This window comes from Chryseobacterium sp. HNCC26DJ238, assembly GCF_057180465.1.
The window spans coordinates 261,534-288,524 of the sequence record NZ_JBXUGI010000004.1 but is presented as its reverse complement, the minus strand read 5'-3'; the positions used below and the strand labels follow the sequence as shown (position 1 = coordinate 288,524).

The following is a 26,991-nucleotide window of genomic DNA, read 5'->3' as shown; positions in this document are numbered from 1 at the left end:
TTAAATATTAAAAAGTAAGATTGATCCCTAAAACATAGCTTCTGGATCTTGGAAATGATGAATTATCATATCCAGGAGTAACAGTTACACCACTTGCTGCTGAAACTTCCGGATCAAAACCCGAATATCCGGTAATCGTTGCTACGTTATTAACAGTTGCATAGATTCTTGCATTGGATAATTTGACATGGCTCAAAAATTCTTTTGGAAAAGAGTATCCAACTGTTACCATAGCAATTCTTAAATATGAACCATCTTCTACATAATAGGATGAAGGATAAGTAATGTAGCTGGAATTTGTATTTCCTAAGCTCCAAAGTCTATCGCTTTCATTAGGGTTAAGTTCTTTTAATCTCACCAAACTCGTTGCAGCCTGACCTGTACTAGGATCAACCACACGATAATAGTTGTCTCCAAATTCTGACGGTACGTTTTGGAATAAAGCATATGGGCTCATACTGTGTTTAGTTGCATTGTAAATATCACCACCTACACTGAATTTCATAAATACTGCCAAATCAAAACCTTTGTAAGAAAAGTTATTACTCAATCCGCCAATAAAATCCGGAGTACCGTTTCCTATTTTCACCAGTTTTCGTGTAAACTGGTCTCCTGCTTCATTATCAGCTGCAAACTTGATATCTCCTGGTCTTGGAGTTCCGGTAGCTGGCTTTACAACTCCAGGCTTTAAAGTAAGTACTCCATTTGAAGCCTGTGTAAAGTCATCAGTTGTATAAATCCCCTGATAAACATATCCATACATATCGCCTAATTCTTCTCCAACTGTTGCATAATAAGTTACCATACCTGCTCTATTGCTACCGACACTGAAGTTTCTGAAAGTTCTTCCTTCATCAAGTGACAGTACTTTAGACTTATTAAATCCAACATTCGCATCAGTAGACCATCTGAAGTCTTCTGATTTTAAGTTTACCGTATTTAAGGTGAATTCCATACCGGTGTTCTTCATAGAACCGATGTTTTTAAACTGTCTAGAATATCCTGTAGAAGTAGGAAGTACCGTTTCTAATAACATACCAGTTACATTGTTATTATACCATTCCGAAGTTAGTTTAATTCTATTATTAAATAAAGCTAAATCCACACCTACGTTGGTAGATTTCATCTCCTCCCACTGTACCATACGGTTACCCAAAACACTGCTTGTTACTAAAGCCAGGTTTCCCACAGTACTATTGACAGGATAATCTGTACCAATCACATTTGTTCTGAAAACATTATTTGGTATACTGTTATTCCCCACAATTCCAAATTCGTATCTGAATTTCAGATCATTAACAACTTTTTCAATCTTAGAATCTTTCCAGAAACCTTCCTGAGAAACCCTCCATGCTGCAGCAACTGATGGAAATACTCCCCATTTGTTTTCTGGTCCAAATTTTGAAGAACCATCACGACGCACTGTTCCTGTTAATAGATAACGGTTGTCATAATTATAATTTACACGTGCAAAGTATGAAAGTAAAGCATTGCTAGATTTGTCTGCATCTTTATCTGCCACTGTAGCATTTGTAATATCATCCAGCCCGTAATTTAGAATAGAAGGAAACCTTATCAGCCTCATGCTGCTGCTTTCAGATTCCTGATAGATAATTTCATTACCAATCAATGCAGTTAACTTATGTTTTTCAGCTAACGTTTTATTATAAGTTAATGTATTTGTGATTTGATATCTGTACGCTTCAGAATTTCCGATACTTCCGTTGATTCCTGTATTTACAGGATCTGTAAGAAATGCACGCGAGTTTTTATCTGAAAATGATGTAGATTTACTGTTTGTCCAGTTATAAGATCCTGCAGTTCTGAATGTGAAATCTTTCATTAAATCAAATTCTAAACCTACATTCGCCAAAAATGTTCTCGCTCTTCTGTTTGAAGTAGAAGCTCTGGTCTCAACATAGGGATTCTCTGTATCAAAACTTGAATCTAATGCAGTATAATCTGGAAATGTCTGAGTATTGAATAACTGATCCTGAGTAAACAATGTTCCTCCTGTAATAGGCTGTAGCAATATTTTTTTCATTCCGGAATATGCTCCTCCTCCATTTGTTGAATTGGCAGTAAACATTGAACTGAAATCCAATCTTATCCCTTTGTATAATTCAGAATTGATGTTGGCTCGTAATGAATTTCGTGTTTCACTGAAGTTCTGCAGCAATCCTTCCTGCTTATTGTAGTTGTAACTTACAAAGACCTGCGTTTTATCGGTACCTGCAGAAACGTTGACGTTATGGTTTTGAGTGAGTCCTGTCCCGCCAAGCATTTTTTCCTGCCAATCTAATGCAGGCGCTGATGCATAACGGTTACTGATCCTGTTAAAAGCACCTGTATAAAATCCCGGCGAATCTATACCTAAGGCGTTATCAAAAACATTACTCCAAGTGGTCGTTTTTGCCTGAAGCTGCGCCATCTCGTACTGATATTTCACATACTGCTCAGCGTTTGACACCATATCTAATTTCTTTGAAAGCATATCAAATGCCATGAAAGAATTGTACTGAATAGTAGTTCTGCCTTTTTTACCTGTTTTAGTTTTAATAACAATAATACCATTTGATCCACGAGCACCATAGATTGCGATTGCTGAAGCTCCTTTTAAAACATCTATACTTTCAATATCATTTGGGTTGATGATATTCAATGCGTTATCAAACTGGAAACCATCTACAATGTAAAGTGGTTCTGTACCCTGAGTAATCGAAGCTCCCCCACGCACGGTAACGTTGGCACCTGCTCCGGGAGCACCGCCTGCCGTGACAATATTCAGACCTGCCGCTCTTCCCTGCAACGCTTGTAAAGCATTCATTGCCGGTGTTGCCGCCAAATCTTTTGCAGAGACAGAAGATACAGATCCGGTAAGGTCAGATTTTTTCACTTTGCCATAACCTATAACAACCACCTCTTCGATATCTTTTGTATCCACTTTAGCAGTATCACTCGTTGCCTTCTGACCGAACATGAAGCCGGACGCAAGCAAAAACAGCGGTGCGATAAGCGGCTTAAAATTCTTGTGTTTAATTATTAGAGACATATATTAATTTTTATTTATATTGTTTATCATTCGCCAAAGTACACTGTTACTAAAATTCCTGCATCCTGCAATATCCTGCATTATAAAATTCTTAATTTATCTTAATTATTTATAAACATTTTTATGATAATATAAATACATTAATAATTTAATCACAGAATCTTATAAAATATTTGAAATATATAACCAAATCAACTCTAAGTACAGGGATGGTTTTCTGAAATAATTTCACAAAAAAACACATTATTTGACCAAAAAAGCACTGAAAAAATCAGTGCCTTACAAAACAATTAAAATGTAACTGTACTTTCCGTTTTAGAATCCCTACAGGATTGAATACTTATTTATACAAAATTTACCGTAAAGAATTTCCATATCCGACAATCAGTATTGAGATCAGCAACACCAGCATCCCTGCTGAAATGGTCCTGATAGTTTTTTTGGAAACTCCTTTCCATTCTTTGATGACAACTCCCCAAAGATTAGCGATTAAAATAATAAATGCCATGTGTAAGATCCACGAACTTGCTCCGTTGCCCATTTTACTTTCTCCCATTCCGTAGAAGAAAAACTGTAAATACCACATCGTTCCTGCCAGTGCGCAGAAGAGAATATTTTTGACAACAGGTACATTTTTTTTGGTATAATCTGTATACGATTTGTTTTTGAAAGCTAAATAAAGACAGCCGATCAGGTTAGAAGCCATACCACCCCACAAAACAACAATATACGTTACGTTATTCTGAAAAAGAAATTCTCCCTGATCCGGATTAGCAGCTTTCCATGCTTCGTTAGCAACCATTGCCATGGGCTTTCCTGCTTCCAGACCGAAATTGAAACATGCGCTCAAAACTCCGGAAATAATGGCTACCGTTAAACCTAAACCAAATTTATATTCTGTTTTTACAGCTACACCGTGGGGATCTGTCGATTCACTCTGAAGTTCTTTATCCTTCATCACCCCGGCTTTTCCGCTGATAACAATTCCGATCACACAAACAAATAGTCCCAGAAGCACCATCTGTCCCCAGGAGCTTGACATCATCAAACCTATACTGTCTTTTCCGGTCTCCGGAGAAAATTCGTAAAAGATAGACGGGACGAGTGAGCCGATTACCATTGTAAGTCCCAACATAATGCTGCTTCCCAGTGCTACGCCCAAATAACGAACACCCAAACCATACATAAAGCCTCCAATTCCCCACAAAGCACCGAATAAAAAGGTCAAGCCTAAGATTGATGAACTTGCATTCTGAATAATATCCCAAAATCCCGGAATGGTAAGATACGCTGCCAATGGCGGAACAATGATCCATGAGAATGTTCCTCCAATCAACCAAAATGTTTCCCATTGCCATCCTTTCACTTTTTTATAAGGCAAATAAAAACTTCCCGAAGAAAAGCCTCCTAAGAAATGAAATAAAACTCCTAATAATGCATTCATAATTTATTCTATTGGTTGAATTTGAAAATTAACAATATGCATACAACTTTGCATCTTGTAGTGTCATGCATGCTGAATTTGACAAAGGTATTTTTTTCACGCAGATTTCCGCAGATTTTCTGCGCGGATTTCTGTAGATTTATCTTTGAATATTTTTTAGAATCGTAGGGAAAGTTTTCATTGAAATTTGTAATTTTAATAAAAAACAGTGATGAATGAAAATGATATTTCCTACGAAATCCGAGGGTGTATTTTTACTGTGTATAACAAATTGGGACCAGGATTGCTGGAGTCCGCTTACGAAGCTGCCTTAGCTTACGAGCTTATAAAGAAAGGCTTGCAAACTTCCACACAAATTGGCTTACCGATGATTTACGAAACCGTAAAAATGGATATCGGCTATCGTCTTGATATTTTAGTGGAGAACAAAGTAATTATCGAAATAAAATCTGTAGAAAATTTACTTGATGTACATCACAAACAATTGATTACTTATCTAAAATTATCCGGCTTAAAACTGGGATTGCTCGTTAATTTTAATTCCGGCGATATCTCCAAGACAATTTTCAGAAAAGTAAATGGGCTGTAATTTTAGCTTTCTGGATCATTCCACTACAAGTTTTCCATTAAAAAAATCTGTGAAAATCTCCGCTCTACATCTGCGAAAATCTGCGGGAAAATCCCGGAATTTAAAAAAATAAAGCGACAATGTCTGTCGCTTTATTTAATACTGCTTGCCTCTATAGCCTATTTCAATTTATAAACCTCACTTCCAGCCAGCAAGAAACACCCCAATCCATAATCTTCAAAATCAGGTACTTTGCTTACAGAAAGAGGCTGCCCGTCTTTTGGCTCTTTTCCGGTTCCCTGAACCCAGCCTAAAAATCCATTGGGCTGAACAGAATCTTTTACCATTGCGTTCCAGGCTTTCACCAAAACAGGCAGATAAGTTTCTCTGTCAATCAATCCGTTATTGACTCCATAAGCCATTCCATAAACAAACAATGCAGTTCCCGTTGTTTCTTTTCCTCCAAAATTGTTTGGATCATGTAAACTTACATTCCAGAAACCATCTTCTCTCTGAACAGGAAGCAGAGCCGCCAGAAGATCTTTATAATCCTGTAAATATTCCTGATAGTGAGGATCTGATTTCGGAGTGTCATGTAACGTTTTTGCTAAAGCAGCTACAACCCAGCCGTTTCCTCTGCTCCAATAACAGTCTTCACCATTCGGCTCTTTGTAAGGTGGAACAAAACTCTTATCTCTCCACCAGATTTTATCCGCCTGATTGTACAAGCCGTTTCCGCCATGCTTATATTTCGTGTAGGCATACATTTCATAATTTCTGTCGAAATACTTCTGCTCACCAGTTATTCTTCCTAATTTCGTGAAAATCGGCATTGACATTTGAAGCGCATCAATCCACCACCAGTCATCCACTTTTGGAGTAGCAATCATACTGTCCATTGCAGCTTTTACATTTTTAATTCTTTCCGGATGCTTTCTTCCGTCGATTTCATAAAGGTCAATATAGGTTTGTCCGCAAGCCTGATGATCAGCATTCCTGGTATATGTCCCACGCTGTAACTCCCAGTTGTGACTGTTTGCCCAGGACATTGCATAATCATAGTACTCTTTCTTCGGATCAACCGTATAAAGTGCCATCAAACCTTCATAGTAAACTGCTCTCGTCCAGAGATTACTGGGCCAGACTTTTTTGCCGACAATCTCTTTTTTCGTATCCGGCCACTTGTTCATAAAATACTGATTGGCTCTCCTGGAAACTTCCAGGACCTCTTTTTTGTTAGGAATTTCCACTTTACCTGCCGAACTGTTTTTCTGTACCGAGCAGGAAACGAGACCTGCGATTACCAGTGCAAAAAAACCTGTTGTTAATAGTTTTTTCATAAGTAATTATTTATTTTTTTAATTTTTATTTAATTTATAATTGAATAATTTTATTAGAATTTGAACACGAAGTTCACAAAGTTTTTTACATGCTACACTTTTTTAAGTTTCACAAAGCCGCTAACGCTTATATAAGATTAATATGAAAATCTTTGATTTTGAAACTTATGTGCTCTTCTCATAAGCCGAATCAAAAACTTATATGACTTATGTGTTTATTAAGTCTCACAAAGCCACTGATACTTAGAGAAGACCACTACGAAAATCTTAGATTTTTAAAACTGATGTGCCCTCTTAATAAGCCGAATCAAAAACTTATATGACTTATGTGTTTATTAAGTCTCACAATGCCACTGATACTTAGAGAAGACCACTACGAAAATCTTTGATTTTTAAAACTGATGTGCTCTTCTCATAAGCCGAATCACAAACTTATATGACTTATGTGTCCAAAATCTTTTGTGACTTTGTGGTTAATTTTTTTCTCTAAATCTATTTTATGGTTACAACATTAGGTTTTGGTATTTCCTTAATCGATTCATCCAGATAATAATCGGTGTGCGGAGGCTGATTATACCCAACATTTTGCCACACAATACTTAAACGATACTGCGGGTTATGCATCAAAGTATACAATCTGTGCTTCGTCGGAATATTTGTGGAAAAAATTCTCAATTCCTGATTGTCTGCGGTCCTGTATATTACTTCTTCCCTCCAGTCTCCAAATAAATCAGCAACTAAAGCAGGGTTTTTCTTCGTCCCGTTATTCGATTCACACTGGAATTTTTTTGCATCAAAAATAACATCGGGTCTCTCTTTCTGCCAGTTCCATTTTGAAACAGTGGTTCCGTCTAAAATTTCACTCAAGAAATCACCGTCCCAATATATTCCCATATTCGCCGGCGGATTTTTGTCACTTATTTTTTCACCCTTTGTATTGTAAATTCCTTTTAGACCAGCACCTGCTGCCCACGACTCTGAACCTTCATGACGAGTGTCAATATTTAAGGACAACCCTCTTCCCGGACCCTGGAACTTACTTCCGGCACTATACACAGTAGACGGCAATTTCCACAGCACTTTTCCTGTTTTGCCATCTCTGAAATGAGCTCCTGCATCATCAAACCTTTCCTGGATATCAAAAATTTCCAGGCCTGGATTGGATGGGTCTAAATCTCCGACGTGCAAAGCATCTCCGTGACCAAATCCTGTACTGTTCAATACTGTTCCATTGTCATCAACGGTCATTGCTCCGAAAACAATTTCGTCTTTTCCGTCGTTGTCAACGTCTGCAATACTTAAATTATGATTTCCCTGCCCGCGGTATTTTTTATTCTCTTCTGAACTTTCGGTATCAAAAAGCCATCGCAAAATGAGTTTTTTATCTTTATAATCCCAGGCTGCCATTGCGGTTCTGGTGTAATAACCTCTCGACATAATCACACTCGGTGTTTTGCCGTCCAGATAAGCTACAGCTCCTAAGAATCTGTCGAGGCGGTTCCCTTTGGCATCGCCCCACGTGTCGGTCATTTCTTCGCTGGTCGGATGTAGGCTGCCTGCAAATCTTGGAACCAGGTAATTCACAGTATGAATTTCCGCGCCGGTTTCTCCGTTAAAAACGGTCATAAATTCAGGTCCTGAGAGAATCATTCCGTTTTCATTGACGTAATTTTTTGTCGGATCGCCAATGAATTTTCCTTTTCCGTCTCTGCTGCCATCGGCTGTTTTCATCACGATTTCGGCTTTGCCGTCCTGGTCTAAATCATAGACTAAAAACTGGGTATAATGCGCACCTTCCCGGATATTTTTGCCTAAATTAATTTCCCACAGAAGCTTTCCATCCATTTTATAAGCCTGAATGATTGGCGGGTCAGTTTCTCCTTTCTGGCTGTTGTCTTTCGATCTTCCGGTTTGATGGAGAATGATTTCATATTCGCCGTCACCATCCAAATCGGCTACAGAAGCATCATTGGGCGTGTAACCTTCAGGCGTTTTCAACGGAATTGAAAAGTACGGTTTTTGATTGGCTATGTATTTTGCAGAATCTATATCGACCGATTTGTCCTGAGTATTTGATTTGACGAAATACGTGTAATTCTTTGTTTTATCTGCGGTTTTATCTAAGAAATTGGTTTCGTTAAAAAGTGGTTTTCCGTTCAGTTTTTTTGAAGAATTATTTTCAGTCCGATAGATATCAAAATGGGTATCCTCAGCTTCAGTACCGAGCAGACGCCAACTCACAAAAACACCTGAATCTGCAGACATGGCAACGATTCCTCTTTTCAGATATTCCATTTGTCTTTGGGCTGAAAATACCTGTGAAAGAAAAATGGCAGATGTAATGATGATATATTTAATTCTCATAATTCTATTTCTCAATTTTTGTAAGCTTAATGTCGTTTATTCTTTATCAAACAATCAGTTCTTTGTCTTGAAATCGAATATTCGACAAAGTCAGACAAAAGAAACAATCCTGAATCTTCGGGACAATGCCTGGAAATTCAGCTAAGATTTTAAATAAATTCCTAAAACTTTCAAGCTCAGGCAGAAAGTCGACCAGGTTGTCCGATAACATTTCTCGCTTTGATTCATTTATTCTGATTAGTCAAATTCAACCGATTGCACTCCAAAAATTATTTACCGGAAGTTTGCTTCAATAACCATTTTACCCACTCTTCAGTTCCCTGATAATTGGTAAAATCTGCGGGAAGTTTTTTTCCGTCGATGTACTCGTTATAACACCAAGGATCGCCCAAGGCGAAAACCGTCCCCTTGCCGAATTTGGCAATCGCTCCGATAGTCTTTCCTTCAGCGGTCAAAATTCCTTTGGCAGGGGATTTAGCATCGATGGAACTCACTTCTTTCATGTATAATTTCTGCTCAGAAAAAATTTCATTGCCGGCCGGGACCATGACTTTTCCCTGCTCAAATTCTCTTTTCTGAACGCGGTTGTAACTGTCATCATTGAAATGAATCCCAAATTCTCCTGCCAGTTTATTGAAATGTTCAAACTCCGAATTGCCATTATCATTGCTCATCAAAACCAAAACTCCCCCTTTTTTAACCCAGTCCGTCAGGTTTTTAATGCTTGTCGGGTCTATCAGATTGGCCTTTCCGCCATATGCTTCTTTGTCAATATCCGCATCTACGATGATGTAAATACTGGCGTTCTTCAGATCTTTCCTGGAGGGAGCAGTATTCAAAGTACTGATTTCTGCGCCCTGCTTTGTGAATATTTCTCCCAACAGCGAAAATCCTCCGTTACTGGTGTCGTTCCACGTGTAATGCCACGATTCTAAAACTTTTGTTTCCTTGTTTTCCTTTTTTTCGTTGTTGAAAAAGTTGTCTAACACGACTTTTGGTTTCTGCTGGGCATTAGAGAAACTAAAGGTCAGTAAAGTTGCTAGTGCGAATGTTTTTATGATGATTTTTGTATTCATTTTTAATTATTTTATTTTAATTTTTTGTCGTAATTTTTTGAACGCAGAGTTCTCAAAGTTTTTTAGACTGCTAACTGTTTAAAGGGGTACAGAGCCGTTTCACTTATATAGAACGCAGAGTTAAGTTTTATAGATTTCATGCTTAGTCATTGTTAAAATCACTTTGAATAATGAATTGGAATTAACTGAATTTCGCCATCAAGACCGGAAGGCTGAACTTTCCAGTTGGATGCATCGAAAGGCTTGTAGTTAATATTCACAAAATTGATTTCATGGTAATTTCGCCACTGAATTTTCTTTTGATCCATATCGCGGATTCTGTTGGCCATCAGGTTGCAGACTTCGATTTGAATGGTATTTTTTCCTTTCTTTAAATATTTTCCAATGTTAATTTCGAAAGGCAGACTCCATACAATTCCTGCTTCCTGACCGTTGATCGTCACTTTTGCACTTTCGTAGAGTTTACCGAATTTCATAAGATAATCGTCGGCATCTTTCTTTTTTAATTTTAAAGTGGTCGTGTAAACTCCGGTTCCCGAAAAGCTTTGCGTTTGAGTGTCTTCTGTGAAATTCGTCCACGGCTTAAGCTTTGTTAAATTTTTCGCTTTCGGAAATTGAGGCCCGCCTTCTTTAAAAGTCAGTTGCCAAGGTTGGCTGAGAACTATCGGCGAATCAGCTTTTTCTGTGTAATGCCAATTAGGTATTGACGTATTGATATTTTCAGTATTCCTTATTATCAAAGATTCTCCTGATTTCAACTGAATACGAACTGAATTATTCTGAGTCTCAGCAATTCCGAAATCACCATTTCCGGGATTCATCAGAACTACCTGTTTCCCTGTAAAATTCAAATTAATATTTTGATTGATATTCTTTGAAGTGTGATTGACGATGTAATAGTATTTTCCGCCGTCAAATTGTCTTCTTACGAATTTTAATCCGGTGTCAGTCAGCTTTTCTCTATCAATTTTTAAATATTCCAAAGCTTTCGCAACATCAGGACTCATAACAATTTTTCCTTTACCGAAATTCGCAATTGTCATCTTTCCGGCTTGGTTTTGGAACCGAATCTGATGCCATAAGGATTTTAACTGAGTTTTTCTTTTCTCCACCTCAAAATTCCCGGGAATATCTTTTGGTTCGTTCTGAAAAATGATTGAAGCTCCGTTTTGAGCCAGATCCAGAATGTTTTTTAAAGTAGATTCGGGCAGATACGTCAGCTCAGGAATGATCAAAACCTGATACGCAGAACCATCTTTTGACACCTGAATTTTCTGGTTTTCCGACTTCGATTCGCCAATCATTTTATCCGAAATCATATCCAAAGAATATCCCATTTTACTGAGTTTATTCAGATTTTCATACATTGGAGTCGGCTGTAACCATTTTTCAACATTATGAACTTTGAATGTCATATCTTTCCCTTTCGGACTCGCCCACTGATCGTAAATCGGCCAGTACATCAGCAGTTCGTTATCCGGTTTTCCGCTTTGTAAAACAGATTGAGTCCTTTCGACGTATGAATTTAACCCTTTCAAATGCGGCCATAAACTGTTTTCCGGAACGAAATTCACCGAGGCATAAAACAGCCATCCGGGAAAAGGTACATCCGCCGGCGTATATGTTGTTCCGTGATAGAAAACGTGGTTGATTCCTGATAAAAACACCTGTTCCACTTCCGGTTTTGCCTGAGACCATGAGGTTTTAAAATGTTCGGTCAGCCAAGTGAAAGTTTCATTGGAAGTAAGTTTTTTGCCCGTAACATTCGCAGCGGACGAAGCAAACTTCAACATAGTAAAATCCGGCATATCCGATTTCTGAATGTCTGCGGTATCTCTTTTCAACCCCGGAATTTCAAAAACTGAACTTCCGAAAGTTTCAGAATCGGGAATGTCGACTGCAGCGTACAAATCCAGTAGATTTCCTGGCGAACCATGCGCCTGATTGGTGTTTTTTGAGTTTTTGGCATGTGCCCAATTGGTAAAATCTCCGGTAAAACGATTTAAAATCAAATCGCTCAACGTTTCTCTGTAATCTGATTTTATTCTTGCTGCTGTTTCATTTTCCTCATTGCTCACGAGATATTTGATGTACGGACTTATATCATAACCCCTTCTTTTCTGAAATTCCTCTTTAAAATCAGGCGTCCAGTCTGCGTTGTACACTTCATAACTGTCGTTGAAAAAAGAACGAATCCCATAATTTGAATTGCCAAAAGCTTGATCAAAAGTTTTCAGATAATCTTTTGTAGCATGGGACGAAAAGTGGTCTAAAGTATAGCCTTCTCCACCCGGTGCAGCACGTTTTACTTTTTGCAGGGTTTTCCCAACGAAAACTGCATAAACTGACCATTTTCCCGATGTGGGTTTCCAGTCTAAAGAGCCGTCAGCACTCACTTTATCAGTTAAAATGAGCGCTTCGTTTTTTTCATTATAGGCGGTAACAATATCAAGTTTTACGGTCTTTAAATTCCTCTGTTTTTCGTCTTTCAGAACAATTTTATCTGAAAATTTTTCATTCGGTTGAATTTCGTAAGTCTGCACGATCATCTTCGTTGCCGCATCATTTTCGCTGACCTGAGGTCCGCCAATTGGCCAACCTGTTCCTACTGACAGATCAACGCCCATATTCAGGCTTTTTGCTTTGTTGGTGGTAAACTGCAGCATTTTCATCCATTCGGGAGAAAGATAACTGAGGTATTGTTTTTCAAAACCTTTTGCACCGTAAATGGGTACAATCTCTACGCCTCCGAAACCTGCTTTATTTAAAGTTGTCAATTGCTTATCCAATCCTTTTTCATCTACGGCATTTCCCATCCACCACCAGCGCGTCCATGGTTTTGCGGTCTCTGTGGTTTTAGGCCACGGATTTTGTGCGGAGAGATTTCCGAAGGCAAAACAGATAACACTGAATTTTATAATATTTTTGATATTCATTTTTACTTTTTAAATTTAACCACAGTTAAAATTAACCACAAAGTCACAAAATATTTTGGACACATGAGTCATATAAGTTTGTGATTCGGCTTTTTAGAAGAACATATTAGTTTTAAAAATCAAAGATTTTCTTCGATGCTGCATCACGATTTCGTCCTTTCAGGGCTTTCATATCTTATTAAAATTATTTCCCCGAACCAAAAGGAAACGATTTTGATACAATTTTCAAAGGACTTTTGCTCCCTTTAGGGTTGGGGTAAACAAAATCCCTTTGAAATCATTTAACAATTAATTTCCATCAGGCTCATTTTTACTTTTTAATTTAACCACAGTTAAAATTAACCACAAAGTCACAAAATATTTTGGACACATGAGTCATATAAGTTTGTGATTCGGCTTTTTAGAAGAACATATTAGTTTTAAAAATCAAAGATTTTCTTCGATGCTGCATCACGATTTCGTCCTTTCAGGGCTTTCATATCTTATTAAAATTATTTCCCCGAACCAAAAGGAAACGATTTTGATACAATTTTCAAAGGACTTTTGCTCCCTTTAGGGTTGGGGTAAACAAAATCCCTTTGAAATCATTTAACAATTAATTTCCATCAGGCTCATTTTTACTTTTTAATTTCACCACAGTTAAAATTAACCACAAAGTCACAAAATATTTTGGACACATGAGTCATATAAGTTTGTGATTCGGCTTATAAAGAGAGCACATCAGTTTTAAAAATCAAAGATTTTCTCCTGCGGCTGAATCACGATTTCGTTCTATCAGGACTTTTATATTTTATCAAAATTATTTCCCCGAACCAAAAAGAAACGATTTTGATACAATTTTCAAAGGACTTTTGCTCCCTTTAGGGTTGGAGTGAACAAAGTTCTCTTGAAAATTTTTATAAAATATCTAATTTCCATCCGGCTTCAGACTTTCCGTAAAGACAGATTCCGGCCAATTGAATTTTTCAACATCATCAGGTTTATTTGGATTAAAATTTTTATAATTTTTTGAAATATATCTCTTTAAGGGTAAATTTTGGTCAACGATGGATTTCACGACACATTTCGCTAATTCGTAAGCACCGTAAGTATTGAAATGCGTGTCATCTGCCAAAGCTGTCGGTTGATTCGGATTAGCGTTTGCCGGATAATGAACGAATGCTCTTTTCGCCTTTTCCGGTCCCATCGATTCAAATAAGGTTTTGCTCAACGCATTTAAATCGATTAAATCAACATTCTCTTCTTTCGCAATTTCCCGCATTGCATCGGGAAAATCATCCAGTGTATTGACAATTTTATTGTTTACATCAAAAACCCTGCGGTTCATTGACGTGACCAAAACCGGAATTGCACCCAATTCTCTGGCTTTCAAAATCCATTCTTTGAGTCGTTTTCTGTAACCGGATTTTGTACTGTTGCCCGCTTTTTGGTCGTTGTGCCCAAACTGAATGAACAAATAATCTCCCGATTTAATTTTATTCCGGATTTTATCGATTCGGTGACGGTCTTCAAAGGCTTTTAAAGTTTCTCCGCTCTCGGCGTAATTGGCAATCACGACTTCATTGGGAACGAAAAAGTACGGTAATATCTGTCCCCACGATGCCCAAGGTTCGTATTGTGCATCCACAACCGTAGAGTCTCCGGTCAGATAAATCGTTTTAGCAGTTTTGTTGGGTTCAATAATAACCGAAGAAACCTTCAGAGCTTTGCCATTGAATTCTATTGTCAGCAAATTGTCCCAATGTAAATATTTTCTTTCTCTCGGTTTCAACTTTACAATTCCAATCTGAGTACCGTCCTGATTTCGGATAATGCTGTCTTTTACATGAACCGAAATTTGTTTTTCAGTGATTTCGCCCTTTTTTGTTTTGATATCATTCAGCATCAGACGGCGGTTTTCAACGCGTATGGTTGTTTTGGAAGTTCCCTTTGAATCGCCCAGATTCAGTTTAATATCATAATTTCCTTCCGGAATTGCCACTGAAAAATAAAACGGTTTGTCGCTGGTGATAAAATCACCTGTCAAAGGATTCCCACCTCTGTCAACCGATTTCAAACTGGAAATATCCATAAATCCGTAACCCGTTTTTTGATCAAATTTTGACATAGATGTAATCGGAATAAATCCGTTTTCGATTCTGCTTCCGCCAAAATCAAATTTGAAACTGGTCTGTTGTCCAAAATAAAATGAACAAATCAATAGTATCAAAAACGCTAATCCTTTTTTCATCATTAATCTGTTAAAATATTTTCTTTTGGCATTGTAAACTGCTTATTTTCACCGCTTAAATCCTGCAGGCCAAAGTAGAAATACAAGGTTCTTTTAAATGTTCCGTTCAGATGATTCGGTTCGCTTTCAGGTCCTAAAGTTGAAGTATCATTATTAATATTAAAAGCCAAAGCTGTTCCCAGTGGCGGAATCGCATCAAGGAAAGAAACATTTCCTGCCGGCAGTTTCGGATACCCTTCAGCACCGTAAATTCCATAAAAATCAAAAAGTCTGACGAACATTTTTTCTTCTTTTGTTCCGATCGTAATCTTTCCTTCGGCAGTATTGAGCTGCAACCAGGACACATCATCGAAATACCCTTTAAATTCGGGATAAATCCAAGGTGAAAAACCTGTTCGGGTTGAGTTTTTCAGATTTTGCCAGACGTTGTAAGTTTGTCCCTGAGTTCTGTTTTTCCAAACGTGATACGGACCTTTTCCCAGCCATTTTGCGCTGATCACGTAATTTTCCGGATAGTCAAAACTTACGCCTGCAAACTGATAATCTCCTGAGAGAGAATATTCGTAATTTAATTCCAAAATTCCATTCGGATTTAGTTTCCAGACTGCTTTGTTTCCGTTTTTGTAGGCAATCTGAATAACCTGATTTTGTCCTTCTGCAAAAGATTTTACAGCTGATAATTCGGTTTTTCCGTTAACGAAAACCGGTCCGTTTCTGAAAGTCATTTTCTTGCCCTTTTTGTCGACAATAACTGACTTTAACAACCCATCTTTTTTTCTAAATGAAAATTCTTTTTCGTCTGATTTTAAAATAAATAATGAATCATTTTCAACCACTGAAACCGCAAATTCTTTGATTAAAGATTTCGAAAACTGTTTTGAAATATCATCATTAGATTTGATTTTCCAGTTCCACGTGTAGATTTCCTTTCCGAAAGAATCGGTTGCAGTCAGCATTAATGCCTCACTCTCTTTCCAGTTTTGAGGAAGATTTAGTTTAATATTTCCCTTTTCTGTTGGTTTAATATTCGGAGATACTGCTTTTCCATTTTGAAGTACATTAAATCCGGGTTCTGAGGAAAATGCTGTATTAAATTTGACCAGTTTCCATTCGAGCTGACATTCAATTAAATTCGTAAAATGATATCTGTTTTCAACAGGAACAATTCCATTGAAATCATTCGGCAAGGTTTTCAAATCAATTTTTACCGGACTGTAAATTTCCCGAATGGCATAAAAGCTCCCTTCTTTTTCACGATGCGGACCCACGACTCCGTCCGGAGCATTAATCGCATTGACGTCAACCTGATTATTAAAATCTGTCCGGACAAGACCTTCATCTGCAAACGCCCACAGAAATCCACCTGCTCCTTTTTTTGAATTCCAGTGAAGTTCCCAGTAATCGACCAGAGAAGTTCCGCCACCGCCGTCATCCTGCGCGTGCAGAAATTCGGTCGGCATATAAATATTTTCTCCTTCAAGGATTTTTTTGGTGCTGTAATAGTCTTCGTAATGATTGCAGTCGATACCGTTAAAAGCGTTTCCCGGTTTATGATGTGCATGAATGACAGGACGGTTTGACAAGTCGTATTTTGCATATTCTGCATCGAGATCAAAATTATGTCCGCCCTCATTTCCGTTGCTCCAGAAAATGATTGATGGATGATTGGCATCTCTATTCACCATTTCTCTCACAAGCTTTTTGCCAACTTCCGTGCTGTATTTTTTTTGCCATCCTGCCAATTCATCCAGAACATACAAGCCCAGTGAATCGCAAATCTGCAGGAAAGATTTATTGGGTGGATAATGAGCACAGCGAACGGCATTCATATTCATTTCCCTGATGAGCTGAAGGTCCATTAAATCAATATTTTTGTTGACCGCTCTTCCGGTTTCAGGCCACCAGACATGGCGGTTGATCCCTTTCATTTTGATTTTGGTTCCGTTGATGTAAATCCCGTCGCCTTTTTTGATTTCAATCGTCCGGAAACCAAATTTTTCTTCGCTTTGGAAGACGTTTTTGCTGTTTTTATATAAACTGAATTTCGCCCTATATAAATCAGGGGTTTCAGCCGTCCAGAGTTTTGGATTTATAACAGAGAAGTAAACCTGTTTTAAAGTATCTTCTTTCTGAATGATCATCTGCGATTCACCAACGAGATTATTTTTAGCATCAAAAATTTCGACCTTTACCTTATTGACAGACTGGATTCCTATTAAATGAATATTTGAACGGAAACTTCCGTCTGCTTTGGCATCAATCGCTGTCCATGAGATGTTTTCTTTTGAAGTGGCTTCAAGATAAACCGGTCTGAAAATCCCTCCCAAAACCCAATAATCCGCCAGCCGTTCTGCGTTGTTGACCGACTTATCTGCAGACATTTTGGAAACTTTTACTTCCAGAATATTTTCTTTTCCAAAAATTAATTTGTCAGAAATATCATATTTGAATTCATAAAAAGCGCCCTGATGCATTGCTCCGGCTAATTTTCCGTTGATTTTCACTTCGGTGTCCGTCATCGAACCTTCAAAAACGATGTTGACTGATTTTCCTTTCCACGAATTCGGAACTGAAAATTTATGTTTGTACAAACCTACTTCATCATTGAATTTAAAATTCTTACCGTAGGTGACGTAATCCCGTCCGTAGTTATACGAGCCAAATCCCTGCTGTTCCCATTGTGAAGGAACCTTAATTTTGTTCCAGCTTCCCGACTTTCGTCCGCCGGTTATCCAAAAATCCCATTCTTTCGTATGCTCAGAATCTGTCCCGCTCAGGAATTGGATTTCCTTAGATTGAGCATGCAGAAACTGTGAGCAAAAGCATAAAAGAACGAATATTTTGGAAAAAAAACTCATTTAGCAGAAATATCAGAATCGTCTTTTTTGTCGTAAGATTGCGTGAGAGAAGCCACCTGCGTTACACTGACATTTTTTTGCTTTAAATTCTGAATACTATTTAGATTTTGCATTTCAGGTTTTAAAGCTTTTATTTTAATGTTTTCAAACGTAAAATCCTTCAGATCAAAAAGGTCTGATTTTTCAATAGAGAATGCTGTTTCACAACTGATGTCAATGTTCTTTAGCGTAATGTTGTTTGCCAATCCTTTTTTAGGTCTTTCTTCACCCTTCAAATCAAAAAACTGGTTCCAGCCTTTCACATACAGGAACGTTTTTACATTTCCGGTAATATTTTCAACCGTCAGATATTCGTAATGCTGAGGCGTGTCGGGACGCATTTTTAAATGTAATAATCTTGATGCATCATTCACTTTGGAATTTCTAAGAATCACATTGTAATTGTGAATTGATTCGCTTCCGCAAGTCAGAACACTGTGGCAGAATCCGAAACTGTTATCTTCGATAATGATGTTTCTGTTTTCCCCGTTATTCGGGTCTTTATCGGACTTCGGACCTTTCCCACCTTTCAATGCTATCGCATCGTCGTTAACCGACATATAGCAGTTTTTGATCAGGAAATTGGTACACGCATCGATGTCAACAGCATCTGTACTTGGTGCTTTTACAGGTTCTTTAGGAGCAAGAATCGTCAGGTTTAATAATTTAACAAAATCACTCTTATAATAATGCGTGCTCCAGAAAGGTGAATTTTTAATCGTAATCCCCTCTACCTGAACGTTTTTTGAATTGGAAACATAGATAATTCTGGGTCTCATTTCGTCCATATTGGTACACTTGGGATTCCATTCGCGTCTTTTCCAGAATGATTTCCAGAAGCGAAGTCCGTTTCCGTCCAAAGTTCCTTTTCCGGAAATCGTAAAACCGTCCAGCCCGTCAGCATTAATTAAAGCCGGAAAATATTTTACAGTCTGACCTTCCATCCTTGTGGTTACTACCGGAAAATCATTAATATCATCACTCCCTTTTAATTTCGCCCCATTTTCCAGATGCAAATGTGTTCCCTGTCTGAAGAAAACCGAACTGATGAGAAATGTCCCCTTTGGCACTACTACAACTCCGCCTCCGTTTTTCGCTGCCAAATCAATGACAGCCTGAAGTTCTCTGGTCTGAAGAATCGTACTGTCATTCTTCATTCCGTTCGCTGTAAGAACGTATTTCTTTCCCAATCGGTTGATATCGGTCGGTTTGTTTTCCTTAAACCACTTTGGAATTGTTGTTCCGTCAGGGAATTTGTCCTGGCTTTTCAATCCTGCGGAAGAAAGAAGAAGCATCAAAAAAGAACACAGGATATTGGATGTATTTTTAAATTTCATAAGATAGTTATATTGCTGTATCACCAGATTTATCTGACTGTTCATTTATAAAGCACAAAAATCAGTAAAATAACCTTCAGTCAGACGTTCCTCATAATAGTAAAATGCTGACATGTAACGCAAAGTTTGTATAAACGTTCTGCTCAACACAGAGCACAAAGACTTTTTTAATTAATGTGCGTAGAGGACCATCATCTGGAATATTATTCTTTCATTTCATTTTCATAAAAATATATATTCTGAGCGCTTACAGCATCCTGCTCTTTCATGTGAACAGTTTTGAGATACGTTTGAGCCTGCTGATCAATCAAATTCAGCTTATCATTATAACAATAATACAATTTCCTACAGGATTACCTCTCCACTTATCAAAACAGATTTGAGTAGAAATACTGAATTTAATTCAACAGTATCTGAGTAATTTTGGGATTGCTGAAACCGATCATTGTGAATCATTTATAAAACTGAAATCATTCATACCGTGTTTATTCTTGTCAGAAAATTTACAGTTTACCGGAATATACTGATTTTCATTAACATAAACTGTGACTATTAAAGTCCGAAGTCAATGTTCTGATTCACAACAATTCAGTACTGCATTAACCTACTTATATGATTTATTAATAACCATAAAAACGATCTATCATGCTTAAAAGAAAAAAAGAAAGTAAAGAAACAGGTGAACAGTTATTCCGAAAGAGCCCGGGAGAGCATAAAAGTACTTTGGCTCAGATCATGTCGGGGTACTCAAAACTTCTCATCGATGATCCTGTGCTGCCCTTCAGGAAAAAAAACCTGCAGGAGATAGCCAACAATGTTGATTATGGTGTTTTAGCAGCATTGGACGGCACATGGGTAAGTTATAATGCCAACTACAATAAAAATATAAATCAACCTTCACTGGGAAGCGGAATCCATACGACAATCATGCCCTCGCCGGGAACAAATTCCGGAACGATTCCCGGAAAATTCAGTTTCGACTGTGAGGAATATATTGAAAAGTTAACATTTTCACTGGTTCCCGGAGGGGTCCGTAACCGTGGCGGTGCAAGTGAGTTATTTTGTGGTGCTGTAAAATATGAGCAGACGATTAAAAGTGTCAACAGAGAAGCTGGAAAGCAGGATTTGCAGTACATGTCTATCCATGAGGAAAACGGGATGTATTTATGGCTTAGCGATGTGTACAATCATGCTGCGACAAAGGAATCCATCGAAAAAGACCGCGGTATTCATGCATTTTCTGAAGAAGATTATAAAAATTACGGATATACCGGAGAATACAGAGATGAACCTTTAGTTCAGATATCAGCCGATGAAAATCATAAGAAGTACATTCTTTTAAGCGAACTGCAGGAAGGACAGGAATATTACGAGATCATACCTGCCCAGGAACTCCAACCGGGAGACGGGATCAAAGGTCCTTACTTTATTCCTGATTACTCTATTTCAAGAAGCGGTGTTATTCCTCACGGCAGTACAATTACTTTACTGGGAGATATTGCGCCGGAAGGTTCTGATTATTTAATTAACGGTTCGCCTCAATTTCCATACGGCAATGCTGCATGGGAACCTGATCATCTTGCCATCTCCCGCACAATGGGTGGTGCAGGGGCAAGTGTTTCATCTCCCATTGACCTTGATGAACCTGCTCCTGCGTGGGTGCATGAGAAACTCACTGATGAAAATGACCCGGGCTCCAATAAAATTTATACACAGAGAATACTTGCTGATGACCTGTATCCGTACTCCGTAAGGCCTGATCTGCGTCTGAGAGATACTTTAAGCGGGCAGAAGGTAACGAATTATGTGCTCGTGCAGATGTCCTCAAAGATGAAGACCGGAGCGCAGGGTGGGATTTTAAATGTTCCTTTTGTCAACCGGTTTGTTCCTACGGTTGAAGTGGATTTCCGCCTGTGGATTGAAACAGTAGTAGAAGACGGAAAGGAAATTATTCAGCTGCAGTACGAACAGATCGTATTTTTCGAATTTGATTTCGGAAATGACGGTGGTACGACAAGCTGGCCTCACATTCAGGTCATACCCTTCGTAAACTGGAAGATCTCCCTGCTGATCAGAGACGTGTGATCGAAGAGCAGTTTTTTGACAGTCAGAAATTACAGACTGTTCCTCTGACTGAAAGTGCGAATCCTCCGGCAGGCTGTCCGTATCATAAAGAGTAAATAAAACAGTCTCTGAAAATAAAACAGCACCAATAGAAATCTGATCTATGGTGCTGTTTTGATTCTGACAGGAAATATATTCTTTATATAAATTTCATGCTGTTTTTTTTAACCCATCGCTTTTTTGTCTGTGAAAAACAGGAAACCCTCTTTTTTACGGATAAGCTGTAAAGGATATAATTCCGGATTGTATTCTCCATTCAATACTTCATTCAGAGCATGTTTTTTGGATTCACCGAATGCAACCACCAAAATATTTTCGGCATTATTAATTACCGGTGCAGTCAAAGTGATCCTGAACATTTCCTGTGGTTTCAGATAGTACGCCGAAACCCATTTTTCATTCTCATTCAGAACTTCTTCACCCGGAAACAAAGATGCGGTGTGACCGTCATCTCCCATTCCCAACAGAATAAAATCAAAAACACCTTTTTCTCCAACAGTCTTTTTAATCTGCTGTTCGTATTCTTCAGCATATTTTTCCGGCTCTGTTCCATCCTTATACATAGGGAAGATCCTGTCTCTGCTGACAGGAACTTTATCGAAAAGTGCTTCAAATGTCATTTTTGCATTGCTTTTTTCATCCTGCAGTGAAACCCAGCGTTCATCAACCCAGAAAAAAAAGATCTTATTCCATTCTATCTTTTCTGCATATTCATCTGTTGCCAGTAAATTAAAAATAGCTTTCGGAGAAGAACCTCCGCTCAGAGCAACCGTAAAACAATCATGCTTCTCAATTGATTTTTTTGATAAATCAACAAAATGATCTGCTGCTTTTTTATATAGTGTTCCTAAATCTTCAAATACGGTAATATTCATTTTCTTTTTTTTTACATGTAAATCATTCTAAACCCAACTGTGCCCCTGTCTCTCAACCAAAGCAAAACTTTCTTCCGGCCCCCAGCTGCCTGCTTCATAATCCGGAAATGAAGAATCTTTTCTGCCTTCCCAGGTTTCCTGAATTGTTTTGACCACATCCCACGCTTCTTCAACCTGATCTGAACGCATAAACAGGGTAAGATCACCGATAAGCGCATCCAGCAGTAAAGTTTCGTACGCTTCGGGAGTATCTTCCTGACATGCAAAATTATCAAAGATCATTTCAACAGGCTTTAAAACCAGGGAAAGCCCCGGCTGTTTGGCCATAAACTGCAATCTGATATCCATCAATGGCTGAATATTGATGATCAGCCTGTTGGCAGACAGTTGCTGAGAAGTCTCTGAGAATGTTGAAGTTGGAAGCGGTTTAAACTGAATCGTGATGTAAGAATGTTTTTCTTTCATCTTTTTTCCGGTGCGGACGTAGAATGGGACATCCTGCCATCTTTCGTTATCGAGATAGAATTTTACGGCTGCAAAAGTTTCTGTATTTGAATCGGGAGCAATTCCGTCCTCCTGGCGGTACCCTTTTGCTTTGACACCGTTGACAGTGCCTTTTCCGTATTGTCCTCTTACCGCATAATGATCTACTTTATCAGAAGAAATCCTTCGGATGGATTTCAGGACATCTACCTTCCTGTCTCTGATTTCTCCGGATTCAAGCGAAGCCGGCGGCTCCATGGCGACCATGCAGAGGATTTGCAACAGGTGATTCTGAATCATATCCCGAAGTGCTCCGGTCTGTTCGTAAAAACTTCCTCTCGTTTCTACGCCCACTTCTTCAGCGACCGTAATTTGTACGGATTCAATATGTTTACTGTCCCACAATGGCTCAAAAATAGAATTCCCAAATCTGAATGCAAGGATATTCTGTACAGTTTCTTTCCCTAAATAATGATCGATACGGTAGATCTGTTCCTCTTCGAAAGTCTCAGACAGCAGATCATTCAGTTCTATCGCCGACTGTTTGTCGTGTCCGAAAGGTTTTTCGATGATAATTCTGTCTTTTTGAGGATCGGAAGCTAACTCAGTATTTTTAATATGATTGGATATCGTCGAAACAAAATTGGGACCGATTGAAAGGTAAAACAATCTGTTCCCCCGTTTTCCGTAGACGTTATCAAATTTTTCTAACTTCTGATATAAATCTTTATAAGAACTTTCTTCATCCAGCTGATGTCGGAAATAGGTGATATGTGCCTGAAAACCTGCCCAGTCTTCTGAACGTACTTTTTTTCTGGAGAACTGTTCAAGATTTTCTCTGATGTAATTTTTAAAATATTCATCGCTGTTATCTGCTCTTCCCAATGCCAGAATATTGAAGCCTTTGGGCATTCTGCCGTCGATATACAGATTGTAAAAAGCAGGAAAAAGTTTTCTTTTGGCTAAATCTCCCGTTGCACCAAAAATAATGATCGTCGTTGGCTGCAGGATTTTATTTTCACTCATTTTTCGGAATATTAAATATTTTCAGTTTTCCAGAAAGTATGGAAAATACCTTCCCTATCTGTTCTCTGATAGGTATGTGCTCCGAAATAATCACGTTGGGCCTGAATCAGATTTACAGGCAGAGATTCTGTTGTATATGCATCAAAATATCCTAAAGCGGTCTGAAGACCCAGCCCTGAAATTCCGTTTGATGATGCAAATGCGGCAGTTTTCCTTAATGATGAAATTTTCGCTTTTACGATTTCAGAAATGTCCTGATCCAGTAGGATATTAGATAAATCTGAATCTTTTGAATAGGCTGTATAGAATTTTTCCAGTAAAACAGAACGGATGATACACCCTCCTCTCCAGATTTTCACCACATCTTTAAGAGAAGTTTCGAAACTGTATTCTTCAGAAGCTTTTACCAATAATGCCAACCCCTGCGCATAGCTGATCAGGGTTGCCAGGTACAGCGCCTCACCAACTTCTTTGATGAATAGTTCTCTATTTTCAGGATTGATAATTTCATTTTTTGAATAGATCTGAGATGCTTTTGTACGTTCTTCCTTGTAGGCAGATAGGATCCTGGAAGTTACCGCAATATCAATAGTCGGAATAGAAACACCGATTTCCATGGCTTGCTCGGAAGTCCATTTCCCTGTTCCTTTTGCTCCTGCTTTATCTAAAATCCGGTCAACAAGATAGCCTTCTTCCAAATCATCTTTCTGCTTAAAAATATCTCCTGTAATCTCAATCAGATAAGAATTCATCTCGCCTTCATTCCATTCTCTGAAAACTTCGTGTAACTGATCATTATTGAGACGGGCACCTTTTCTCAGTAAATCGTAAGCTTCACTGATCAGCTGCATAATGGCATATTCAATTCCGTTGTGAACCATTTTTACATAATTTCCGGCTGCACCATTTCCCATATAAGCTGTGCAGGCATCACCATTCACTTTTGCAGAAATTGCTTCCAGCATAGGCTGAATTAATTTAAAAGCTTCCAGATCACCTCCAGGCATGATACTCGGTCCTCTTCTGGCTCCTTCTGCACCTCCGGAAACACCAATTCCCATAAAATGAAGGTTTTTCTCTTTCAGATCAGCTACCCGTCTTTCGGTATCTTTGAAATAAGAATTACCGGCATCAATTACGATGTCACCGGGACTTAAAAGCGGTTTAAGACTTTCCAGAACGGCATCAACAGGGACGCCGGCAGGAACCATCAGGATAATTTTTTTAGGACTTTCAAGTGTGGCAACAAAATCTTCTACCGTTGCAGTACTGATGACTTTTGTTGCAGGAGTAACCCCTTCCTGCAGTTCTCTGATTTTGACAGCATCGAGATCAAATCCTGCTATTGAAAAGCCGTTATCGGCAATGTTATAAAGAAGATTTCGTCCCATTACGCCGAGACCGATCATTCCGAAATTATATCCTTCCATTTTACTGATATTATATGAATTCTGTTATCAGCGCATAAATTTACGGAAATGCCTATAAGTAAAAAACAAATGGAGGTAAAAAATATAGGGTATTTTTGCATTTGCCTGATTTATAACAGAATAGTAAAAATCTGTTTTTTTATTATTCCAACTGGTAACCTGCGATTGAAAATGAATAAACACCCCAGAATTACTTCGAAAAATTAGTAGATTTCCTCTATTCATTTTTAGCCAACATTTATTTACGCCCGGATCATACGTACTATTATCTCTCAAAAACGTAAATAGATTTTTCTGGAATTTCTATTTTTTAAGGATAACCTACGTTATCTATTCTTTTTAAAAACATTGTGAAAGTTGCACAGTGGCAGCTATTTTTAAAATTAACCTTTAAGAAGATTATTCACAGTCTTTTCATCCCCTTTTATCCGTTTTACAAAGAACTGATTGTCAATCACTACACAAATAAAGAATACTTAAAATTCCACGCGTGGTATTTCGATTGCCTGAAATTTCGTGCCTTATATATCAGAATATTATATTTGCACTCTTTTGCATGATTTCTTGCAAGACGGAATGTTATCTACATTCGTAAACTGTTGCTCAATTTCCCATTTAAGTTAATTTGATTTATTGATCTATATCAATGCTGCTTACTGTTATATACAACGAAATTTACAATCTATTAAAAACACAATCAATTTATGAAATTAAGTTTATTCGATGCCCTGTTCTCAAAAATTTACAAAAGTATCTCATTTTATGGCTTAGAAGAGTCCGCCAGTAATCGTGACAGGGATCTGCATATTATGATCAATCAATATCTATCGGTTATTTTTATTATACTGATTATTCAGTTCTCTGCCTCAATGTACCTGATCGGTTTTACCTACCATCTGATCATTATATTACTGACTGTAGCTGCAATCACTTTAATAGGATTATTTTTACAACGGTATATCAGAAATAAATACCTTACATTTTCTGTATTTATGTATGTAATCATGCTGATTACTTACTATTCGTCATTGATGGGAGCAGAGAGCGGCTATTTCCTCTTTTATTTTTCTGTCTTTCTTGCCGTACATCAATTTTTCAGTATCAAAAAAGACACTGTTTTTGTCATTACTATATTTGCTTTTACCTTGATATGCCTCTATATTTCTGTTTTAAACAATTTTCAGTTATGGGGTCCGTATATTTCTGAACCCTATAAAAATATTGCCCACCGTTTGTTGCTTATTAATATTACATGTAAAATTTTCCTGCTGGCAATCAATTATTTCTTTTTGGAAGAAAAAAGAAATGACTATTATAATTCCCTTTACCGAAACAGCTATAAAATTTCTCAAATTGATGATTTAAGTACTGAAAATAAACAACTTAGAAAACAGATAAGTAAAAAAGAACTTTCTGATAAAGATTTAAAAGATCTTCTGGATTCTATCTCCTTCAACGACATACAGTTCCTTGAAAAATTTGAAGCAGCATTTCCTCTTTTTACTAAAAAATTATCTGATTATACCAATGCATCATTTTCTTCTTCGGAACTGACCTTGTGCGCTATTCTTAAACTTGGACTTTCAACAAAAGAAATTTCCATGTATACCAACTCATCATTGAAAGCGATTGAAGGCAGAAAATACAGGTTACGCAAAAAGTTTAATATTTCTTCAGACGCTGATTTAAATTTATGGTTTTCCAACTTTTAAGATTTGTCTTAAAATATATACTTTTCAGATCTGCCCCTATAAGACAAACTTTTACAGAAGAACTGCCTATATCATAAACTGATAAATACATAACATT

General features: G+C 37.8%; 15 protein-coding genes. 3 read left to right on the top strand and 12 right to left on the bottom strand.

Annotation, left to right across the window (positions count from 1 at the left end; translation table 11 throughout):
- Window positions 1–7: 7 nt before the first annotated feature.
- Together AC2A07_RS05715 and rhaT are read right to left on the bottom strand one after the other, a co-directional pair.
- A complete protein-coding gene (locus AC2A07_RS05715) occupies window positions 8–3,052 on the bottom strand; it encodes a SusC/RagA family TonB-linked outer membrane protein (RefSeq protein WP_484049620.1) in 3,045 nt (1,014 codons plus the stop codon).
- Between the two features lie 355 nt (window positions 3,053–3,407).
- Window positions 3,408–4,496, bottom strand: a complete 1,089-nt coding sequence (rhaT, locus tag AC2A07_RS05710; protein ID WP_484049619.1) for an L-rhamnose/proton symporter RhaT — start codon at window positions 4,494–4,496, stop codon at window positions 3,408–3,410.
- A 211-nt stretch (window positions 4,497–4,707) separates the two neighbouring features.
- On the opposite strand from rhaT, the gene AC2A07_RS05705 reads away from it, so the two are divergent.
- Window positions 4,708–5,085, top strand: coding sequence for a GxxExxY protein (locus AC2A07_RS05705; RefSeq protein ID WP_484049618.1), 378 nt, complete (start codon window positions 4,708–4,710; stop codon window positions 5,083–5,085).
- Between the two features lie 158 nt (window positions 5,086–5,243).
- On the opposite strand, the gene AC2A07_RS05700 is transcribed toward AC2A07_RS05705, so the two are convergent.
- From AC2A07_RS05700 to AC2A07_RS05670, 7 genes are all read right to left on the bottom strand, one after another.
- A complete protein-coding gene (locus tag AC2A07_RS05700; protein WP_484049617.1) occupies window positions 5,244–6,404 on the bottom strand; it encodes a glycoside hydrolase family 88/105 protein in 1,161 nt (386 codons plus the stop codon).
- A 492-nt stretch (window positions 6,405–6,896) separates the two neighbouring features.
- Entirely contained in the window at window positions 6,897–8,768 is a 1,872-nt protein-coding gene (locus AC2A07_RS05695) for a rhamnogalacturonan lyase (protein ID WP_484049616.1), read from the bottom strand.
- 269 nt (window positions 8,769–9,037) lie between these two features.
- Window positions 9,038–9,844: a DUF4350 domain-containing protein gene (locus AC2A07_RS05690; protein WP_484049615.1), complete on the bottom strand. Its 807-nt coding sequence runs from the start codon at window positions 9,842–9,844 to the stop codon at window positions 9,038–9,040.
- 158 nt (window positions 9,845–10,002) lie between these two features.
- Window positions 10,003–12,780, bottom strand: coding sequence for a glycosyl hydrolase (locus AC2A07_RS05685; protein WP_484049614.1), 2,778 nt, complete (start codon window positions 12,778–12,780; stop codon window positions 10,003–10,005).
- 907 nt (window positions 12,781–13,687) lie between these two features.
- Window positions 13,688–15,013 carry a rhamnogalacturonan acetylesterase gene (locus AC2A07_RS05680; protein WP_484049613.1) on the bottom strand — a complete coding sequence of 442 codons (1,326 nt, stop codon included), beginning with the start codon at window positions 15,011–15,013 and terminating at the stop codon, window positions 13,688–13,690.
- Entirely contained in the window at window positions 15,013–17,868 is a 2,856-nt protein-coding gene (locus AC2A07_RS05675; protein ID WP_484049612.1) for a glycoside hydrolase family 2 protein, read from the bottom strand. The genes AC2A07_RS05680 and AC2A07_RS05675 overlap by 1 nt, the downstream gene beginning before the upstream one ends.
- Window positions 17,865–19,289 (bottom strand): rhamnogalacturonidase, encoded by a 1,425-nt coding sequence (locus AC2A07_RS05670; RefSeq protein ID WP_484049611.1) that lies wholly within the window; start codon window positions 19,287–19,289, stop codon window positions 17,865–17,867. Before AC2A07_RS05670 ends, AC2A07_RS05675 begins: the two co-directional genes overlap by 4 nt.
- A gap of 600 nt (window positions 19,290–19,889) precedes the next feature.
- On the opposite strand from AC2A07_RS05670, the gene AC2A07_RS05665 reads away from it, so the two are divergent.
- Window positions 19,890–21,329, top strand: a complete 1,440-nt coding sequence (locus AC2A07_RS05665; RefSeq protein ID WP_484049610.1) for a peroxidase, FMP-type — start codon at window positions 19,890–19,892, stop codon at window positions 21,327–21,329.
- Between the two features lie 203 nt (window positions 21,330–21,532).
- Here the strand turns inward: AC2A07_RS05665 and pgl are convergent, their stop codons facing one another.
- Genes pgl through gndA form a run of 3 tightly spaced genes read right to left on the bottom strand, consistent with a single transcriptional unit; the run spans window position 21,533 to window position 25,182 of the window.
- Window positions 21,533–22,243 carry a 6-phosphogluconolactonase gene (pgl, locus tag AC2A07_RS05660; RefSeq protein WP_484049609.1) on the bottom strand — a complete coding sequence of 237 codons (711 nt, stop codon included), beginning with the start codon at window positions 22,241–22,243 and terminating at the stop codon, window positions 21,533–21,535.
- A 27-nt stretch (window positions 22,244–22,270) separates the two neighbouring features.
- A complete protein-coding gene (gene zwf, locus AC2A07_RS05655; protein WP_484049608.1) occupies window positions 22,271–23,752 on the bottom strand; it encodes a glucose-6-phosphate dehydrogenase in 1,482 nt (493 codons plus the stop codon).
- Window positions 23,753–23,763: 11 nt separating this feature from the next.
- Window positions 23,764–25,182 (bottom strand): NADP-dependent phosphogluconate dehydrogenase, encoded by a 1,419-nt coding sequence (gene gndA, locus AC2A07_RS05650; protein ID WP_484049607.1) that lies wholly within the window; start codon window positions 25,180–25,182, stop codon window positions 23,764–23,766.
- A 704-nt stretch (window positions 25,183–25,886) separates the two neighbouring features.
- Between gndA and AC2A07_RS05645 the strand changes: the two genes are divergently transcribed.
- Complete coding sequence (locus AC2A07_RS05645; RefSeq protein ID WP_484049606.1) at window positions 25,887–26,894, top strand: helix-turn-helix transcriptional regulator; 1,008 nt, start codon at window positions 25,887–25,889, stop codon at window positions 26,892–26,894.
- Window positions 26,895–26,991 lie beyond the last annotated feature (97 nt).

Coding starts and splice junctions, on each gene's coding strand:
- AC2A07_RS05715 (WP_484049620.1), bottom strand. CDS start 3,052: ATGTCTCTAATAATTAAACACAAGAATTTTAAGCCGCTTATCGCACCG.
- rhaT (WP_484049619.1), bottom strand. CDS start 4,496: ATGAATGCATTATTAGGAGTTTTATTTCATTTCTTAGGAGGCTTTTCT.
- AC2A07_RS05705 (WP_484049618.1), top strand. CDS start 4,708: ATGAATGAAAATGATATTTCCTACGAAATCCGAGGGTGTATTTTTACT.
- AC2A07_RS05700 (WP_484049617.1), bottom strand. CDS start 6,404: ATGAAAAAACTATTAACAACAGGTTTTTTTGCACTGGTAATCGCAGGT.
- AC2A07_RS05695 (WP_484049616.1), bottom strand. CDS start 8,768: ATGAGAATTAAATATATCATCATTACATCTGCCATTTTTCTTTCACAG.
- AC2A07_RS05690 (WP_484049615.1), bottom strand. CDS start 9,844: ATGAATACAAAAATCATCATAAAAACATTCGCACTAGCAACTTTACTG.
- AC2A07_RS05685 (WP_484049614.1), bottom strand. CDS start 12,780: ATGAATATCAAAAATATTATAAAATTCAGTGTTATCTGTTTTGCCTTC.
- AC2A07_RS05680 (WP_484049613.1), bottom strand. CDS start 15,013: ATGATGAAAAAAGGATTAGCGTTTTTGATACTATTGATTTGTTCATTT.
- AC2A07_RS05675 (WP_484049612.1), bottom strand. CDS start 17,868: ATGAGTTTTTTTTCCAAAATATTCGTTCTTTTATGCTTTTGCTCACAG.
- AC2A07_RS05670 (WP_484049611.1), bottom strand. CDS start 19,289: ATGAACAGTCAGATAAATCTGGTGATACAGCAATATAACTATCTTATG.
- AC2A07_RS05665 (WP_484049610.1), top strand. CDS start 19,890: ATGCTTAAAAGAAAAAAAGAAAGTAAAGAAACAGGTGAACAGTTATTC.
- pgl (WP_484049609.1), bottom strand. CDS start 22,243: ATGAATATTACCGTATTTGAAGATTTAGGAACACTATATAAAAAAGCA.
- zwf (WP_484049608.1), bottom strand. CDS start 23,752: ATGAGTGAAAATAAAATCCTGCAGCCAACGACGATCATTATTTTTGGT.
- gndA (WP_484049607.1), bottom strand. CDS start 25,182: ATGGAAGGATATAATTTCGGAATGATCGGTCTCGGCGTAATGGGACGA.
- AC2A07_RS05645 (WP_484049606.1), top strand. CDS start 25,887: ATGAAATTAAGTTTATTCGATGCCCTGTTCTCAAAAATTTACAAAAGT.